At 53.3% G+C, this 15585-nt stretch carries 14 protein-coding genes; 8 read left to right on the forward strand and 6 right to left on the reverse strand.

Going from position 1 to position 15585, the window contains the following annotated elements; all coding sequences use genetic code 11:
* Positions 1 to 124: 124 nt before the first annotated feature.
* From FOE74_RS04655 to FOE74_RS04665, 3 genes are all read left to right on the forward strand, one after another.
* Positions 125 to 2524 (forward strand): heavy metal translocating P-type ATPase, encoded by a 2400-nt coding sequence (locus FOE74_RS04655; RefSeq protein WP_149097413.1) that lies wholly within the window; start codon positions 125 to 127, stop codon positions 2522 to 2524.
* 1246 nt (positions 2525 to 3770) lie between these two features.
* On the forward strand, positions 3771 to 4262 hold the full coding sequence (locus FOE74_RS04660; RefSeq protein ID WP_188686245.1) for a transporter substrate-binding domain-containing protein: 492 nt from the start codon (positions 3771 to 3773) through the stop codon (positions 4260 to 4262).
* Positions 4259 to 5212 (forward strand): cation diffusion facilitator family transporter, encoded by a 954-nt coding sequence (locus FOE74_RS04665; RefSeq protein ID WP_149097415.1) that lies wholly within the window; start codon positions 4259 to 4261, stop codon positions 5210 to 5212. Before FOE74_RS04660 ends, FOE74_RS04665 begins: the two co-directional genes overlap by 4 nt.
* 258 nt (positions 5213 to 5470) lie before the next feature.
* Here FOE74_RS04665 and FOE74_RS04670 read toward each other — a convergent pair whose 3' ends face one another.
* Positions 5471 to 5800, reverse strand: coding sequence for a hypothetical protein (locus FOE74_RS04670; RefSeq protein WP_149097416.1), 330 nt, complete (start codon positions 5798 to 5800; stop codon positions 5471 to 5473).
* Between the two features lie 288 nt (positions 5801 to 6088).
* Here FOE74_RS04670 and FOE74_RS04675 point away from each other — a divergent pair, with 288 nt between their 5' ends.
* From FOE74_RS04675 to FOE74_RS04685, 3 genes are all read left to right on the forward strand, one after another.
* A complete protein-coding gene (locus tag FOE74_RS04675) occupies positions 6089 to 6685 on the forward strand; it encodes a glutathione peroxidase (protein ID WP_149097417.1) in 597 nt (198 codons plus the stop codon).
* Positions 6686 to 6968: 283 nt separating this feature from the next.
* Entirely contained in the window at positions 6969 to 7814 is an 846-nt protein-coding gene (locus tag FOE74_RS04680) for a Cof-type HAD-IIB family hydrolase (RefSeq protein WP_149097418.1), read from the forward strand.
* A gap of 115 nt (positions 7815 to 7929) precedes the next feature.
* Positions 7930 to 8178: a hypothetical protein gene (locus FOE74_RS04685; protein ID WP_149097419.1), complete on the forward strand. Its 249-nt coding sequence runs from the start codon at positions 7930 to 7932 to the stop codon at positions 8176 to 8178.
* 510 nt (positions 8179 to 8688) lie between these two features.
* Here FOE74_RS04685 and FOE74_RS04690 read toward each other — a convergent pair.
* The 3 genes from FOE74_RS04690 to FOE74_RS04700 all read right to left on the reverse strand — a co-directional run bounded on the left by FOE74_RS04690 (position 8689) and on the right by FOE74_RS04700 (position 11163).
* The gene (locus tag FOE74_RS04690; RefSeq protein ID WP_149097420.1) at positions 8689 to 9099 is read right to left on the reverse strand and encodes a DoxX family protein; all 411 of its coding nucleotides are present in this window, start codon (positions 9097 to 9099) and stop codon (positions 8689 to 8691) included.
* 353 nt (positions 9100 to 9452) lie between these two features.
* Positions 9453 to 10553: a signal peptidase I gene (lepB, locus tag FOE74_RS04695; protein WP_149097421.1), complete on the reverse strand. Its 1101-nt coding sequence runs from the start codon at positions 10551 to 10553 to the stop codon at positions 9453 to 9455.
* Between the two features lie 214 nt (positions 10554 to 10767).
* On the reverse strand, positions 10768 to 11163 hold the full coding sequence (locus FOE74_RS04700) for a YybH family protein (protein ID WP_149097422.1): 396 nt from the start codon (positions 11161 to 11163) through the stop codon (positions 10768 to 10770).
* 588 nt (positions 11164 to 11751) lie between these two features.
* On the opposite strand from FOE74_RS04700, the gene FOE74_RS04705 reads away from it, so the two are divergent.
* Positions 11752 to 13056, forward strand: coding sequence for a PAS domain-containing protein (locus tag FOE74_RS04705; RefSeq protein WP_149097423.1), 1305 nt, complete (start codon positions 11752 to 11754; stop codon positions 13054 to 13056).
* Positions 13057 to 13101: 45 nt separating this feature from the next.
* Positions 13102 to 13470, forward strand: a complete 369-nt coding sequence (locus FOE74_RS04710; protein ID WP_149097424.1) for a CZB domain-containing protein — start codon at positions 13102 to 13104, stop codon at positions 13468 to 13470.
* Positions 13471 to 13586: 116 nt separating this feature from the next.
* Here the strand turns inward: FOE74_RS04710 and FOE74_RS04715 are convergent, their stop codons facing one another.
* Positions 13587 to 14450 carry an SDR family oxidoreductase gene (locus tag FOE74_RS04715; protein ID WP_149097425.1) on the reverse strand — a complete coding sequence of 288 codons (864 nt, stop codon included), beginning with the start codon at positions 14448 to 14450 and terminating at the stop codon, positions 13587 to 13589.
* A 230-nt stretch (positions 14451 to 14680) separates the two neighbouring features.
* Positions 14681 to 15550, reverse strand: coding sequence for an AraC family transcriptional regulator (locus FOE74_RS04720; RefSeq protein WP_149097426.1), 870 nt, complete (start codon positions 15548 to 15550; stop codon positions 14681 to 14683).
* Positions 15551 to 15585: the final 35 nt, after the last annotated feature.

The following is a 15585-nucleotide window of genomic DNA, read 5'->3' on the forward strand; positions in this document are numbered from 1 at the left end:
CGGAACAAAACTCCGCAATCAAGGCGGCAACCGGCATGAGAAGCGTCATGAAAGGCGGTGATGTATGTCATGTTCTGCGGCAGGGGCGGGGCGTACTTTTGCCGAAGACTAACATGAGAAAGGTATGCTCCAGACCGCACCTCTAGAGACCCACGTCCACACCTGTTACCACTGCGGCGACGCATGCACCGGCCAGCCCATTGCCTTTGATGAGAAGGAGTTCTGCTGCGAAGGCTGCAAGGTGGTGTATGAACTACTGGCGGAGAACGATCTCTGCACCTATTATACCTTAGACCAGCGGCCCGGCATTTCGGTCAAAGACCCTATTGCCTCTGCTAGGTTCGCGTACCTCCAAGATGCCAAGGTGCAGCAGCAACTGCTGGATTTTCAGAACGAGGCCGTGAGCAAGATCACCTTCCATATTCCGCAGATGCACTGCAGTTCCTGCATCTGGCTCCTGGAGAACCTGAACCGCCTCAATGCCGGCGTCACCGATGTGCACGTGAATTTCCTGCGCAAAGAGGCCGCCGTGACCTTTGAGCATGGTACCACCACGCTGGCGCAGGTAGTAGAGCTGATGGCCCATATCGGCTATGAGCCGCAGATCACCCTGGCAGACATGGAGGCACCCGCGCCTAAGAAAGACCGGTCTATCTACTACAAGCTGGGTTTGGCGGGCTTCTGTTTCGGGAACGTGATGTTGCTGAGTTTGCCGGAGTACTTTGGGGGCTTGCAGCACCAGTTCGGGCGGTTCTTTGGCTGGCTCAACGTGCTGCTGGCCTTGCCGGTATTCCTTTACAGTGCGCGCGGGTTCTTCACCAGCGCCTGGCAAGGCCTGCAACAGCGCATGATCAACCTGGACCTGCCCATTGCCATCGGGTTACTTTCTTTGTTCTGCGTGAGCCTCTATGACATCAGCACGGGCCGAGGGCCCGGTTTCCTGGATTCGTTTACGGGCCTGGTGTTCTTCATGCTCATTGGAAAATATATGCAGCGCCGCACCTATGACTCCCTGGCTTTTGACCGGGAGTACACGTCTTATTTCCCCATTTCGGTGTCGGTTCTGAAAAACGGGCAGGAAACGCCTACGTCGGTGAAAGAGCTGCAGAAAGGGAACCGGATTCTGGTGCGCAACCACGAACTCATTCCTGCCGACTCTATTCTGCTGCGCGGCACCGCCAACATTGACTACAGCTTTGTGACCGGAGAAGCCGTGCCCGTGGCGCGCGTGGCCGGCGAGGTGATTTACGCGGGCGGGCGGCAGTTGGGCGAAGGCATTGAACTGGAGGTGGTGAAAGAAGTCTCCCAAGGGTACCTCACCCAGCTCTGGAACCACGTGAACTTCAAAAAAGAAGAAAAGCAGACGGTAGAGAATTACGCCAACGCGGTGGGCAAATACTTCCTGAGCGTGACGCTGCTCATTGCCGCCGGGGCGCTCGGGTACTGGGTGCCGCGTGACACTGACATGGCCGTGAAAGCCTTTACCTCGGTGCTGGTCATTGCCTGTCCGTGCGCCTTGTCCTTGGCTACGCCCTTTACGTTGGGGGCTACTCTGCGCATCTTCGGGCGGCAGAAGCTGTACCTCAAGAACAGCGCCGTGGTAGAAGCCATGGCCAAGGCCGATATGGTGGTCTTTGACAAAACCGGCACGTTAACGGAACCCAGCGCCGCCGCCATTTCCTTTGTGGGCCATGCCTTGACCTCTGATGAGGCGCAGTTGGTGCGCTCCGTCCTGAAGCACTCTACCCACCCGCTCAGCCAGCGGCTGTACCGTCACCTGGCAGGAAAGCCGCAGCCGGTATTGGATTTCCTGGAAAAGCCAGGGGCCGGACTGCAGGGGGTGGTAGCCGATTGCCCTATAAAGATAGGTTCTGCACCGTGGGTGAATGCCTCCTATGAACAGGAAGGCGATAACCGGCAGACCAGGGTCTATCTTTCTCTGAACGGACAGGTGCGGGGGTACTTCATGTTCCAGAACGTGTACCGCCAGGGAGTATCTGAATTGGTGCAGGAACTGGCCAAAACCAAGCAACTGGCTGTTCTCTCCGGCGACAATGACAGCGAGGCCCCCCGGTTGCGCGCCCTCTTCGGGCCTACGGCGGAACTGCGCTTCAACCAATCGCCGTTGCAGAAACTGGAATACATCAAAAGCCTGAAAGAGCAGGGCCGGTCGCCTATCATGGTGGGCGATGGCCTCAATGACGCCGGCGCTCTGCGCCAAAGCGATGTGGGCTTGGCCCTCACCGACAACGTGACCGGCTTTTCGCCTTCTTGTGACGGTATCTTGGATGCCCGCCAACTTCCGCAATTGGCCCGCTACCTCCGGTTCTCCCAGACCAGTCTGCGGCTGATCCTGGCGGCCTTTGGGGTGTCGTTCGTCTATAACATCATTGGCCTGACCATGGCCGTGATGGGAGAGTTCACGCCTATTGTCTCTGCCATTCTCATGCCGGTGAGTACCCTGAGTGTGATTTCTTTTGCGGTTCTGGCGGTGAAAGTAGCCGCGAAACGGGCCGGGTTTTGAGAAGGTTTTTGAAGAAAGGTGAGGTTTGGCATGTGTGTTGGTTTGGTGCGTGTGTGTCAGTTTGGTGCATGCCTTCTGCAGTTCCCTTGGCATTTCCGCTTCCAGCGTTGATCCACACACTTTGCTGTTTCATAGCTTCCGCTAAGCGCTCACGGCCGCGGGGCCCCGCCTTCCGCCCTCGCGCTGTGCCCTCTACTCCGCCCGCCTCGCTCTCGCTCAGGGGCGGTCGAGGCCTAGGAGCTCAAGCGAAAGGCTGGAATAGGGTATGCGTGGGGTAATGGTGCAGTAGACCTCACAGGTTTTGGAAACCTGTGAGGTCTTGGCTTTCCAAGGTGCAAGGTTTCCTTCTAGGACGCGGAGGTACTTTGGTGACTAGGGTATAAAGCTTAAGAAAGGGCTCAAGGCAGAGGAGGGTCTCCGAGAAAAGGCGTGATAAGTGGAATTCCCTCTCCCTGGGGGAGAGGGCTAGGGTGAGGGGCAGCGGCAGTTCAAAGCAAAGGCTTCTCCAGTTAGGAACCTACTCCCCCTCATCCTAACCTTCTCCCAGAGGGCGAAGGAACCGCGGTATTGCATTTTGGGCCTGGGTTACAGAAGGGAGCCTGAAAATGTATTACCGCTGAAAATCCATACTTCCCCATGAGGGGGCGAAGGAGGGCGCAGATTTACTTCTTCAACCGATAAATATCTGGTTCAAGTTTTCAACTTGGACCTACCACCTAACGAAGTCTGTGACTTTCCCCGCCGGTCTGCAGCAAAACTGGGATTTTGCAAATTCAGATGAACAGAAAGAACCCTGATAAGTCATCCTTACTCACCCTTCATTTTCCTGGCAAAAAGGGAAATCCTGTCCTTGCTGTCATGCAGTTTTTAAATATAAATTTCAGCAGATCCCATCTGCTATTCAACCCACGGTAATTGCTTCTTTTCTTAGTTATTTTTGACAAACAACGCCTAAAGCATAAATAATGTTTCCCTAGGAAAAGGCTCTGACCAACTACCTTGGCAGGCAAAAACGCACTTTCTCGGGAGGATTATATTCGTCTTTATAGGGCGGCGCCTGGAGCGGAAGAATGCAACTTTTTGAGGACTGGTTTGGAATAAAAATGAAATCTTAGGCGGGATAGCGGCGGGTAGGGGTGGTTTCCTAACCTATTGCGGGAGGGCGCGTAGTATCAGCACTTTGCGTGGAGCTTTTGCCTGACTGGGGTAGGTGCTCCACGCTTTCATGTTCCCTAAACCTGTTCTTATGATACAAACGATGCGTGGCAAATGGTGCGTTGTTTTTCCGCTGTTGCTGCTATGGCTGGTAGGGGCTGGTTGTTCCAACTACCCCAAAGACCCAGAGAAGACCCTGGAGAAAGTTTCTAACGGTACCCTGCACGTGGGCTATTCTGAAAATCCACCCTGGGTGGTGAAAGGCGCCGCCGCGCCCACCGGAATAGAGGCTGACCTGATCAAGGCCTTCGCGCAGAGCATTGGGGCCCAGATCCAATGGCACAATGACACGGAGCAGAACCTGCTGGAGGCCCTGGAAGAAAAGCAGTTGCAGGTGGTGATTGCAGGCCTCACCGATGACAGTCCCTGGTCCAAGAATGTCTCTTTTACCCGTCCGTTCGTGGAGCTGGGCAAGAAGAAGCATGTCATGGCCGTGGTCATGGGTGAAAACGCCTTCATCACCAAATTAGAGTCTTTCCTGCACCAGCAGGCATCTTCCCTTGAAAAACAAGTGCAGCCATGAAAGCAATCAACCACTTTGAATATCCCCCGGACTTACAAGAGGTGTTCAAGAAAGCCAAACGGCTGGAATGGATCTCCATCGGTTACCTGATTTCCACCGCCTTTCTGGTGTTCATGACCATGGGCAATTCCCAGGCCATGAAAACCGCCTGGTTTGAAGACCTGCTCAGCCTCACGCCCGCCGTCTCGTTCCTGATCGCATCGCGGGTGTTCCACAAGGCGCCCAACAAAGACTTCCCGTACGGGTACCACCGGGTGGTGAGCATCGCCTATCTGTGCAGTGCCGTGGCCTTGTTTGCCGTAGGGGCCTTCCTCATCTTTGACTCTTCTATGACCCTGATCAAACAGGAGCACCCCACCATCGGCATCAAAGTCATCTTTGGGCACGAGATCTGGTTGGGGTACCTCATGATGGCGGTCATGGTATATGGCACGGTCCCGGCCATCATTCTGGGCCGCATGAAGCTGCCCCTGGCGAAGAAGCTGCACGAGAAAAACCTATTCACTGATGCCGCCATGAACAAAGCCGACTGGATGACGGCCGCCGCCGCCATTCTGGGTATTGCCGGCATTGGAATGGGTTGGTGGTGGGCAGATTCCGCGGCCGCCATCATCATCTCCCTGGACATCATCAAAGACGGATACACCAACCTGAAGCAGGCCGTGTTTGATTTGATGGACGAGCGCCCCAAGAAGGTGGAAGACCAGGAAGACGATCCTTTGCTGCAAAAGGTGAACGCCCTCATTGAAAAGCAACCTTGGGTAAAGGAACACGCCTTCAGAATGCGCGAGGAAGGCCACGTGTACCTGGGGGAAGGCTTTGTGGTACCCACTGATGCGGAAGACTTGGTGCCGCGCATTGAGAAGCTGGCCCAGGAGGTAGAAGACCTGCACTGGCGCATCCAGGAGTTCGTAATCATGCCGGTGCGCACCATTCCTGAACAGCAATAACCAGAAAACACGCCTGAAACAGTTCCGGCCAAACCCGGTTTCAGGCGTGTTTTTAAGGAAGCCACTCTAAAGGATACAGTACCTTTTTTGCAGCCCGTAGACCAGAAGCCGGGAACCAGAAGGCCAACGGTGAACGAGGGAGTTTATGGGTTTCAAATAAGTCAAGGCCTGCTTTTCTGGAGCCAGGAAATACCGGGCATAAGAAAGCCTTCTGGTTTCCACCAGAAGGCTTTCTTATTTGCTGGAAAGGAGGAGAGGTTAGTCTATTTTCTGATCTACTTTCTCTACGCCTTTCTTGGTGGTGTTCTTAACGGCCTTGCCGCCTTTTTTAGCGCCGTTGCCAACCGCTTTGCCTACTTTCTTGGCCCCTTTGCCTGTGGCCTTGGCGCCGCTCACGGCCAGGTCCTTAGTGCCTTTGCCTACTTCCTTGGCTCCGTGGCCCACTTTGTGCGTTCCTTCTTTGGCTCTTTCCTTGTTGGTTCTCACTTGCGTGGTGTCTTGCCCTTGTGGAACAAGGGAAGCTTGGGCAGGAGCGGCCTGTAAGAAAGTGGCTACTCCAATGGCGGCTATGAATGCTAACTTTTTCATGTCTGTGTCTGTTTCTAATGAACCTTATGGTTGGGCTTAAAAACGGATAAGCCAAGCGATAGTTGCATTTTAAGGTTTAGATATCTTTCTTTTGCCAATGAATGCGCCTCTTGAATTGTCAGAAAAGAGGAAGCGGGTGCGCCACGTTTCAGGCTTGTTTTGAAGAAATTGGTTCTTAACCGGGTTCTTGCGTAAAGAATAGTTTGTTTTGCACTGCCTCAGGTACGCCGCCGTTGCAGGGGTGGACTGCCGGTGCATCAGAAAAGAAGGAAGCTTTCAAGTGATACCATGGAATTGAGAAAAAAGATAATGAAGGTGCTGTACCCCCTGATCATGAAGTTGACCAAATCAACTAGTAAGGGGAAGGTGTTACAGAACGAGAAAAAGGTGCGGCCGGCCCAATCCTTCTATGAGTTAGCTACCGTTTTGAACAATGGGGCGCCGCTGGAGTTCAGCCAGTTCCGGAACAAGAAGGTGTTGCTGGTGAACACCGCCTCTAACTGCGGCTATACCGGCCAGTACCAGGAACTGCAGGAGCTGTATGAGCAGAAGAAAGACGAAATGGTCATCATCGGGTTCCCGGCCAACGATTTTAAGGAGCAGGAGAAAGACGAGGACCAGCAGATTGCCCAGTTCTGCCAAGTGAACTTCGGGGTCACGTTTCCGCTGGCCAAGAAGAGCGTGGTGGTGAAAAACCAAAACCAGAACGCCGTCTACCAATGGCTTTCAGATGCCCGCCAGAACGGCTGGAACCAGCACGAACCAGACTGGAACTTCAGCAAATACCTGCTGGATGAGAACGGGGTACTCACCCACTACTTCGGCCCGGCCATCTCCCCTCTGGGGGAGGAAATGCGGGCAGCCCTGCAGCAGAAATCGGTTTAAAAGCTGTACGCCAGAGATAAGCGTGTTTCTGGGCCATTTTTTCGAAGAAAGGACCAAAACGTGTAGGGTGCACCTGGGGATTGGCCTGGCCCGCTCCTTGAGCGGGGAGAGCCAGGCAGCAAAGCCTTGCCGTAGGGCCACCTCAGTTGGTACCAATAAATCCGTTTTCCGGCCGTTTTCTGATTAAACCGCCCTAAACAGGCTAATGTAAAAGAAAGTACCTCCAGGTGCCAGGACCGGTTTTTACCTGCCTTGCCCGGGGGAAAGCAAAAGAAGTACCCTTATGGATTTTTCAAACACCACCATCAAACTAGTGGCCACCGACATGGATGGCACCCTGCTGGATCCCCAACATACCTTAAGCGATTCGTTCTACCCGGTCTACCAGGCCCTGAAAGAGCAGGGCATCTTGTTCGCGGCCGCCAGTGGGCGGCAGTACTACAACCTGGCCAACCTGTTTGAGCCCATCAAAGACGAGATCATCTTCCTGGCCGAAAACGGCAGCTATGTCGTTTACCAGGGCCAGGAATTGTTAGTGCAGGCCCTGGACCCCTCCATGGTCCGGCAACTTCTGCAGAAAGCCAAAACGATACCGGGGGTGCAGGTAGTGCTTTGCGGAAAGAAAACGGCCTATGTCCAAAACACTGACCCGGCGTTCATGGAGCAGGTAGACCTGTATTATGATAAGGTGGAGGTGGTGGAAGACCTGTTACAGGTAACAGATGATGCCTTCTTGAAAATCGCCATCTGTGACCTGGCCGGGGCCGAAGCCAACAGCAACACCTACTTCCAGGCAGAAAGGGAGCACCTGCAGGTGACCGTCTCCGGAAAGATCTGGCTGGACCTCTGCCATAAACACGCAAACAAAGGCCGGGCCATGGAGGTGATCCAGGAGAAATTCAACATCACGCCGGAAGAGACCATGGTGTTCGGTGATTACCTCAACGACCTTAAAATGGTGCAGAAAGCCTACTACAGCTACGCCATGGAAAACGCCCACCCAGACATCAAAGCCGCAGCCCGGTTCAGAGCCAAAAGCAACAGCCAGAACGGGGTGGTAGAGGTCCTGCAGCAACTGGTAGATGCTACAAGTAAAATGCCTGCAGCCAGGCCGGAGGAGGAACGGTAAGCCCATCCCCTAACAGCGGAAGCAGGAACCGGGCAGTACAATCGCCTCGATTGTTTTAGGGCTGATTCCCTGCGCCAACCGTATACTTTAGAGTAAACCGAGTAAATCTAAGACCATGGATGAGCCTTTAATGCAGGCGGTCACCGAGGCCGCCGCCAAACGGAAGTTCCTGAAAATACAGTACCGCACCGATTTGAACGAGTTTTTGACGGTCACCTCTATGATCAAGAAAGTGGAGGAAAAAGGGGGCGTGCATTACCTGGAACTAGTCACCGGCCAGGAGATTCCTTTTGACCAATTGGTGAAGGTGGGTGATGTAGCCTCCAGTAACTTCAGCAGCCGTGATTTCACCTGTGACTGCTGATGAACCTATAAAATTCATTTTAATTGGGTATAAGGAGGTACGTTTAGACCGAACCCTTTCCTGGATATGGGTGATTCCTCCCCCAATAGTTAATTCCTTCACCCATAAAGGTGTGAATGGTGTTTCATCCTAAGAAGTCATCTTGTATTATAATCTTCAGTAATCACCCTGATTAGCAGTCACCCAGATTAGTAATCACCCTGATCAGTAGTTCCTCTGGTTCAAGTTTTCAACTTGGACCTACCCTTATCCGGAAGTTTCCAACTTCCGTGACCCTTTCGTCTCAACCGGCCTATACACCCGCGGCAGCATACAGGTCAATCAAGAAAGCCATACGCCCAAGGGCCAGGAACTTTAGCGGGAAGTCTTTCAGAAACAAACCAGCTAGAAGGCCACTAGCAATAGTAAAAAGAGCAACAGCAAAGAGCTCAACCCATAAAAAAGCCTCCGCAGGATTTACCCAACGGAGGCTTTCTTCTTCTTCTTTCTGCCTGGTAGTCAGCTGCTGAGTTACCGGGCAAAGGTGGTGCGGGAGCCACTTCTGCGGCTGTTGTCCACGCTCCAGATTCCGGAGCCCTGCGCCGCCATATACAGAAACAGAAAACAGTAGAGCAGCGCCAGTTCGCCCTGGTTCAAGAGGGGTGCCCAACCCTGAGAAGCGTGGGCCATGAAATAGGCCACCGCCATCATGCCACTGGCAATAAAGGCTGCCCAACTGGTGAACAAGCCAAGGGCAATCAAGAGGCCTGCCACCAGTTCAATGATTCCGGCCACGCCCATCAACGAGGCCAACGGCATAGGATCACTGCCGCCGGGCCACCCAAACAGTTTCTGGGTGCCGTGCATGGCGAACATCAGCCCCGCCACAATGCGGAGAAGCGCGTAAAAAACAGGGGAATACTTGCCTATGATTCTTTCCATAACCTTGGACTATTAATGAAATGCCTTTTAGGTAAACCTTTGAGAATGAACGTGTCTCTTTTGTTTACGACCCCTTTTCTATATAGTTTTGGTTTAATATAATAGCTAGCGAGACGCTCCTTCAGGGTTTAAACCTTAACCGCCTTACCTGAAGGTCCCCTTTAAAGAACTACCCTTGTAGGTAAGAGGATTTGGGGAAGACTTAAGGTCCGCCACAGACGTTAATGTTTTCAGGTTTTTTCTCTAAAAAAAGGCAGAAAACAATAAGCCATTTCTTTGCCCAACAAGGTGCAGTCAGGCTTTACCAGGAGTGTTGAGGCAGGACTATGAAAAGAAGGCAGAAAGGGACCCAGCTAGTGGACCCGGCTGAACAGTCGCTGCCACCTGATCTTATCCAGGAAGTGGGTGCTGGAATCAGTAGACAGCCAGACCAGCATGGCCTTGCCCACCACGTATTCCTCCGGCACGAAACCCCAGAAGCGGGAGTCATGGGAATTGTCGCGGTTGTCGCCCATCATGAAGTAGTAGTTCTGCTGGAAGGTGTAGCGGGTGATCTCTTTTCCCTGCCGGTACAGCCGGCCGTTTTTTACCTCCAGGTCTGGGTTGTGCTCATACACCCTGATCACCTTCTCGTACAGGGGCAAGGTACGGGGCGTGATGGCGACCGTGGCGCCGGCCCGCGGAATGTAGAGCGGGCCAAGGTTATCCTGGTTCCAGGCATAGGTAGCCGGGGCCTGGGGGAAAACCCGCGGGTCTGCCTCGCCCGGCAAAGCCTCTAAAAGGACCACCTCTTTGATGAAATCAAAGGTGCGGAGTTGGTCGGCGGTCTGGGGCAGGGTATGCAGGTAATACCCGCCTTGGGCCGGGTACACCTCGGTGATGCCTTGCTTCCGGAAGAACTTCTCCTGCACGTATCCATCGGTTTTGATATAATAACTGAATTGAAAATTAGCACCCCGTGGGGCCGGGGTTCCGTTGAGGTAGACCTGTTTGTTCCTGATGGCCAGGGAGTCACCGGGCAGGCCAATGCAGAGTTTGATCAGGTAGGTTTTCAGGTCAATGGGACGCGTGGTTTCCTCTGGGTGGTTGAACACGACCGCATCATTTCGCTGTATCTCAGAGAAGCCGGGCAGCCGGTGGTACGGCAGCTGCACCAGGTCTGAAAAGGAGGGGAGTTGGGTGCCCCAGAGGGTTTGGTGGGTGAGCGGTACCTGCAACGGGGTGATGGGCGTGCGGGAGCCGTAGTGGAGCTTGCTCACCAAGATGTAGTCTCCCGTGAGCACCGATTTCTCCATAGAGGAACTGGGAATGGCGAAAGCCTCAAAGGTCAGCCACCGGATAAAAGTGGCGCACACCACGGCAAACACCATGGCGTCGGCCCATTCACGCAGGGCAGATTTTTTTGGCCTGGGAGCGGGTGCTTTCTTTTTAGAATTCCAGAAGGGTAAGGCCATGGCAGCTGCGGTTAAACCAAAATAGGTACATATAGAATAAAACTATATTTACTTGGATTTATTGCGGCCCGCTGGATGTGCTGTCAAGGAAAGACGGTAGGGAGAAGGTATGGTTTACTGGCATAGCGTTTTAGGGCTACTTCCAAAAAAAGGCCCTGAAACCGTGCTTTATGGGGCAGGTTTCAGGGCATAGCTGGGATTTCTCCACGTAAGGTTAATCTGGTTGGGGCTGGTTGCTGTTCCAGATGTCTTTCTGCATTTTCCAGGCGCCGTTCTCTTTTTTCCAGACCACCATGTATTTGCCCGTATCCAGAGGCTGGCCGCCCTCGGCTTTAAGGGAGTACTTCCCCAGTTCAATGGCCGTCTGCTCCAGCAGTTCCACGTCTACGGTTTCTAAGGTCATTTCTTTCACGCCCCGGTTCATCTCTGATTGCCAATACTGCCCAATGGCTTCTCTGCCTTTCACCGTATAGCTGCCGGCGGGGAGCAACAAGGCAGTGATGGTGTAGAGGGCGGCCACGCCCGCGGCATCGCCGTGGTTGAAAGCCGTGATGAATTTTAGGTTAAGGCTTCTGATGTCATCGGTAATGTCAGTGCTGAGTGCTTCCATAAGATGAAGGAGTGGAAAGAAGTGGTGGTGAACGGTACAAACGTCAATTTACAGGAGCCATTTAGCAGGTGCCAATAGGCACGGGCTGAAGCTCCCCGCCGGGGTGTCAAAAAAAAACCTTCCACAGGGAACCGCCTGCCAGGTACTTTCCTGGGTAGTACGGGTAATCTGGGGTTGGGTAGGTATTTCTGCCCAAGACCAGCTACCCGTATCTGGCAACGGAGGCAAGCTGTTTCAGGCTTGTTCCTAGGAAGATAGAAACAAACCAGAAAATAAGAAACCCCGCCAGAAGAAATAGACGGCAGGAACTGATTGCCAGGTTCTGAAAGGCTCATGGGAAAAATCGTTAAAATAAGGTAAAGACTGCCCCTGCGACGGGGGTTTCCTGCCGCCCAACTGCCTAACGGTAAGGAAAGAAATCAGGGAATAAAGCAGGTTAGAAGGGCGCGTGGCAGGTAGTTTCCCTTTGCTGGAGGGCAGGCGTAAAAAGAGCCGAAGAGCGCGGAAATAAAAACGGCGGCGGAGGAAGGAAAATGAAGTAACTTTACCAAATAAGAAACAGTAAGCTCTATCAAACAAGCACCCCCTATGTCGATATCTAAGGAAAGCACACCGTTCAAAGAGATTGAGAAAGCCCTTGAGAATCAGCTGAAAATAACCAATACCATTACAGACAACGCCACGGTGGCCCTTTTCATGATGAATGACAAGGGGTACTGCACCTTTATGAACCCCGCCGCTGAAAAGATGACCGGGTTTACGTTTGCCGAGGTGCAGGAAAAACCCCTGCATTACGTCATTCACCACCACCACCCAGACGGTTCACCTTACCCCATGGAAGACTGCCCCATTGACCGGGCGCTTCCCACCAACAATAATGTACGGGCCCACCAGGATGTCTTCATCCGGAAAGACGGCACCTATTTCCCGGTGAGTTGTGCGGCTAGCCCCATCTTTGAGAATGGTGTACCCGTGGCCACCGTGATTGAAGTAAAAGACCTGACTGAGGAAAAAGAAGCGGAAAAGGCTTTGCGCGACAGCGAAGACAAGTTTCGGTTCATGGCGGAATCTTTGCCCCAGATGTTCTGGACCACCCGGGCAGATGGGTACTGTGACTACTATAACCAGAAATGGGTAGAATACACCGGAATGTCCCTGGAGCAATTGTATGGGTATGGTTGGCTGGAAACCGTGCACCCCGACGATAGAGACAAGGCGAGTGCTGCCTGGTTGCAAGCGGTAGAGAACAAAGAAGACTACCAGGTGGAGTACCGGGTTAGGCGCGCCGATGGCAAGTTCCGGTGGCACCTGACCAAAGGACTTCCGCGGTTCAATGAAAAGAACGAGGTGATCATGTGGGTAGGTAGCACCACCGACTACCATGAGCAGAAAGGCCTGGTAGAGGAATTGGTTTCCACCAATGAAGAACTGGCGGCTTCCTTTGACCGTGAGGTAGCGGCCTCCTTGAAGGTGGAAAACCAGCGCCAGATGCTGCACGATATCTTCATGCAGGCCCCGGCCCTGATTGCTATCCAACGGGGACCAGAGCATGTGTACGAGATGGTTAACCCAAATTACCAGAAGTTAGCCCCCGGCCGGAATTTCATTGGCCAGAAAGTAGCAGACGCCTGGCCAGAACTGAAAGAACAAGGCTTCTTTGATTTGCTTGACCAGGTGTACACCACCGGAGAGCCTTACGTAGGAAATGAATTGCCGGCAAAAATAGATCGGTATGGCAATGGGCAGTTCATAGATACCTACTACAATTTCGTGTACCAGGCCTTCAGAGAAGAAGGTAAGATAGTGGGTATCATTACCTTCGCCTTTGAGGTAACAGAACTTGTAGAAGCAAAGCGAACTTTACAGAAAAATGGAAACCAATCAGCCCAATAACTTTGTTCGCCAATACGGGTACCATCCCACTACTTTTAGTCCCCTATGCTTTATAACCAGGTGAACCTAGACCGGTTTGATATCCAGCAAGCTAGAATCAAATTTATTTTATTCAAGTCAAAGCTGCGGGCCATTTTGTACGGCGGGGGAATGGATGAATCCATTCTTTCTGCACGGGAGAACGCTCTGGGCCAGTGGCTCTATAATGATGCTTTAAAGAAATACGGTACTGTTCCAGAAGTAAGGGAAATCGAGAAACAGAACCTTGCCATCACCAGCAAGGCAAAGGGGCTGGTGAATCTTTATAAATTAGGAAAGATTGATGAAGCGCGTACTGGCTTAAGGGATCTGGACCAAAACGAAGAAGAACTGAACCGTATTTTAGGAGTGCTGCAGGAGAGAACGGGCGCGTAACGTTTTTTCCTGGGTCTTAAAGCAAGAAAGGTGGGCATCTAGCCCACCTTTCTTGCTTTAAGACCCAGGAGAGAAATGTCATTTAATCTGGTAATCTTAGCCTTAGTCCGCTTTGGTTAGACGCCAGATACAGAGCGGCAGGCCTCAGCCACGGTAACAGCCATGGGGGTAGTAGGCCGCCCAAGCAGGGAAGACAGCTGGCGGCTGTCATCAAACAAGGCGCCCTGTGAGGCAGAAACATCCCAGTTGGCTATGGCCTGCGCAAACCCTTCGGGCAAGCCGAAACCAAGGAGGGCGGCGGCGTAATCCGCTTCGGGTAAGTTCTTGTACGGGATCTCTTTTCCGGTCTGGCGCGAGATCTCTGCGGCTAACTCTCTCAGCGTATAGGCTTCATCTCCGGCTAGTTCGTAGACCTTGCCTTCGTGGCCCTGGCTTGTGAGCACGACTACGGCTGCCTCGGCAAAATCAGCGCGGGGCGCCGAGGAGATTTTACCGTCGCCGGCACTACCTATGAACGCACCCCCGGCCAAGGCACCCGCAATAGAACCGGTGTAATTCTCGGTGTACCAGCCGTTGCGCAGCAGCGTGTACGGAATACCGGCGTTTTTCAAGGTGGTTTCCGTGGCGCGGTGTTCTCCCGCCAGGCTGAGGGTGGAGGTATCGGCGTGCAGGAGGCTGGTGTAAACAATCCATTTCACGCCGGCTTTCTTGGCTGCCTCTATCACGTTCTGGTGCTGCGCGGCCCGTTTGCCTACTTCGCTGCCAGAGATCAGGAGCAGGGTATCTATGCCTTGCAAAGCGGGCCCCAGGGTTTGCGGCTGTTCATAATCCGCTTCCCGCACCTCCACGCCCAGGTCAGTTGCTTTCTGCGGCGACCGTACCAGCGCCACCACGTTAGCTGCGGCGCCTTTTTCCTGTAATTTCTCTATGACCAGTCGGCCCAGCTGACCGGTGGCACCGGTAATGGCTATTTTGTTCATGGTTTTTGGTTTTAAGGTTATCTATGCTGTCTATCAAATGGATACGGGCAAGGGCTGGCGAAGGTGGTTTGGGCTTGCCAAAACATTCTTTGGAGAGAACCCACCGCCGTAGCACCCCAGGCCAATGCTTGGGTGCAGCCAGGGGCCTTGCGGTTGCCATGGAAGACAACACAAAGGTCCGGCGAAGACAGGCCAACAGAAAGGTAGGAACGCGCGGAAAGATGATACTTTTACGCCAACCCGGCTTGCCCACGGAACTCGGCGGGGGTAGAGCCTTGGTGACGGCGGAAATACTTGATGAAATTGGTGGGTTCCTCAAAGCCCAGCGCAAAGCCAATCTCTTTGATACTTTCAGGAGTGTGCGCCAAAAGCCGCTTCGCCTCCAGCATAACCCGGTCATCAATCATCTGCTTAGCCGACTTGCCCAGTACTTTGGAGGTGGCCTGGTTTAGCTTTTTCTCTGTCATGCCCAACTGTTCGGCGTAGAGCCCTACCTGCTTCTGGCGGCGGAACTTCTGCTCTAACAGGTCTCTGAACAGCAAGAGGGAATCCAGCTCTACAGAGGGCCGTACCTGCGTCATAGCTTGGCTTTCTCTTTCCCGTTCAGCCAGCAGCAGAAAGGTGTGGAGCAGGTTTTTCAAAACCAAGGGCTGAACGCTATCTTGGGGGTGGGTTAGTTCAGCTTCCATCAAGGCAAGGTACTCCCGGAGCAGGGGCGACCCCTGGGGCAAGCGTAGCAGGGAGGGGGAGAACAGGTCATGGAACAGGGGGCTGCTTCTCAGGTAAGTGGCATCTGCCTCAGTTCTTATAAAGAAGCTGTCAGTGAACACCATGATCTTCCCGTCAAAGCCGCCCCGCCCATCAAACCGCTGCACCAGGTCTTTGTTCAGGAACAGGATGGTCTCTGGGGTAATGGGGACGGGCTTAAAATCTACCAGGTGCGTGGGTGCGCCCTGCTGGAACCAGAGAATGTGGTAAAAGCCGGTGCGGTGGATGTTGGCTAAGATGCTTTTGTTGCCTTCAAACAGGTCGCGCATGCCCATGATCTCAAACTCCACGGGAAGCCCGGCTTTGAAAGCGTACCGTTTGATTTCTGCCATTTGTTTACCGGCGGTTTTCGTGAAAGTACGGCTAA

It is taken from the genome of Rufibacter glacialis, from assembly GCF_008271745.1.
Classification (GTDB): domain Bacteria; phylum Bacteroidota; class Bacteroidia; order Cytophagales; family Hymenobacteraceae; genus Nibribacter; species Nibribacter glacialis.

Coding starts and splice junctions, on each gene's coding strand:
- FOE74_RS04665 (WP_149097415.1), top strand. CDS start 4,259: ATGAAAGCAATCAACCACTTTGAATATCCCCCGGACTTACAAGAGGTG.
- lepB (WP_149097421.1), bottom strand. CDS start 10,553: ATGGCCTTACCCTTCTGGAATTCTAAAAAGAAAGCACCCGCTCCCAGG.
- FOE74_RS04710 (WP_149097424.1), top strand. CDS start 13,102: ATGCTTTATAACCAGGTGAACCTAGACCGGTTTGATATCCAGCAAGCT.
- FOE74_RS04675 (WP_149097417.1), top strand. CDS start 6,089: ATGGAATTGAGAAAAAAGATAATGAAGGTGCTGTACCCCCTGATCATG.
- FOE74_RS04715 (WP_149097425.1), bottom strand. CDS start 14,450: ATGAACAAAATAGCCATTACCGGTGCCACCGGTCAGCTGGGCCGACTG.
- FOE74_RS04655 (WP_149097413.1), top strand. CDS start 125: ATGCTCCAGACCGCACCTCTAGAGACCCACGTCCACACCTGTTACCAC.
- FOE74_RS04670 (WP_149097416.1), bottom strand. CDS start 5,800: ATGAAAAAGTTAGCATTCATAGCCGCCATTGGAGTAGCCACTTTCTTA.
- FOE74_RS04680 (WP_149097418.1), top strand. CDS start 6,969: ATGGATTTTTCAAACACCACCATCAAACTAGTGGCCACCGACATGGAT.
- FOE74_RS04720 (WP_149097426.1), bottom strand. CDS start 15,550: ATGGCAGAAATCAAACGGTACGCTTTCAAAGCCGGGCTTCCCGTGGAG.
- FOE74_RS04690 (WP_149097420.1), bottom strand. CDS start 9,099: ATGGAAAGAATCATAGGCAAGTATTCCCCTGTTTTTTACGCGCTTCTC.
- FOE74_RS04700 (WP_149097422.1), bottom strand. CDS start 11,163: ATGGAAGCACTCAGCACTGACATTACCGATGACATCAGAAGCCTTAAC.
- FOE74_RS04705 (WP_149097423.1), top strand. CDS start 11,752: ATGTCGATATCTAAGGAAAGCACACCGTTCAAAGAGATTGAGAAAGCC.
- FOE74_RS04685 (WP_149097419.1), top strand. CDS start 7,930: ATGGATGAGCCTTTAATGCAGGCGGTCACCGAGGCCGCCGCCAAACGG.
- FOE74_RS04660 (WP_188686245.1), top strand. CDS start 3,771: ATGATACAAACGATGCGTGGCAAATGGTGCGTTGTTTTTCCGCTGTTG.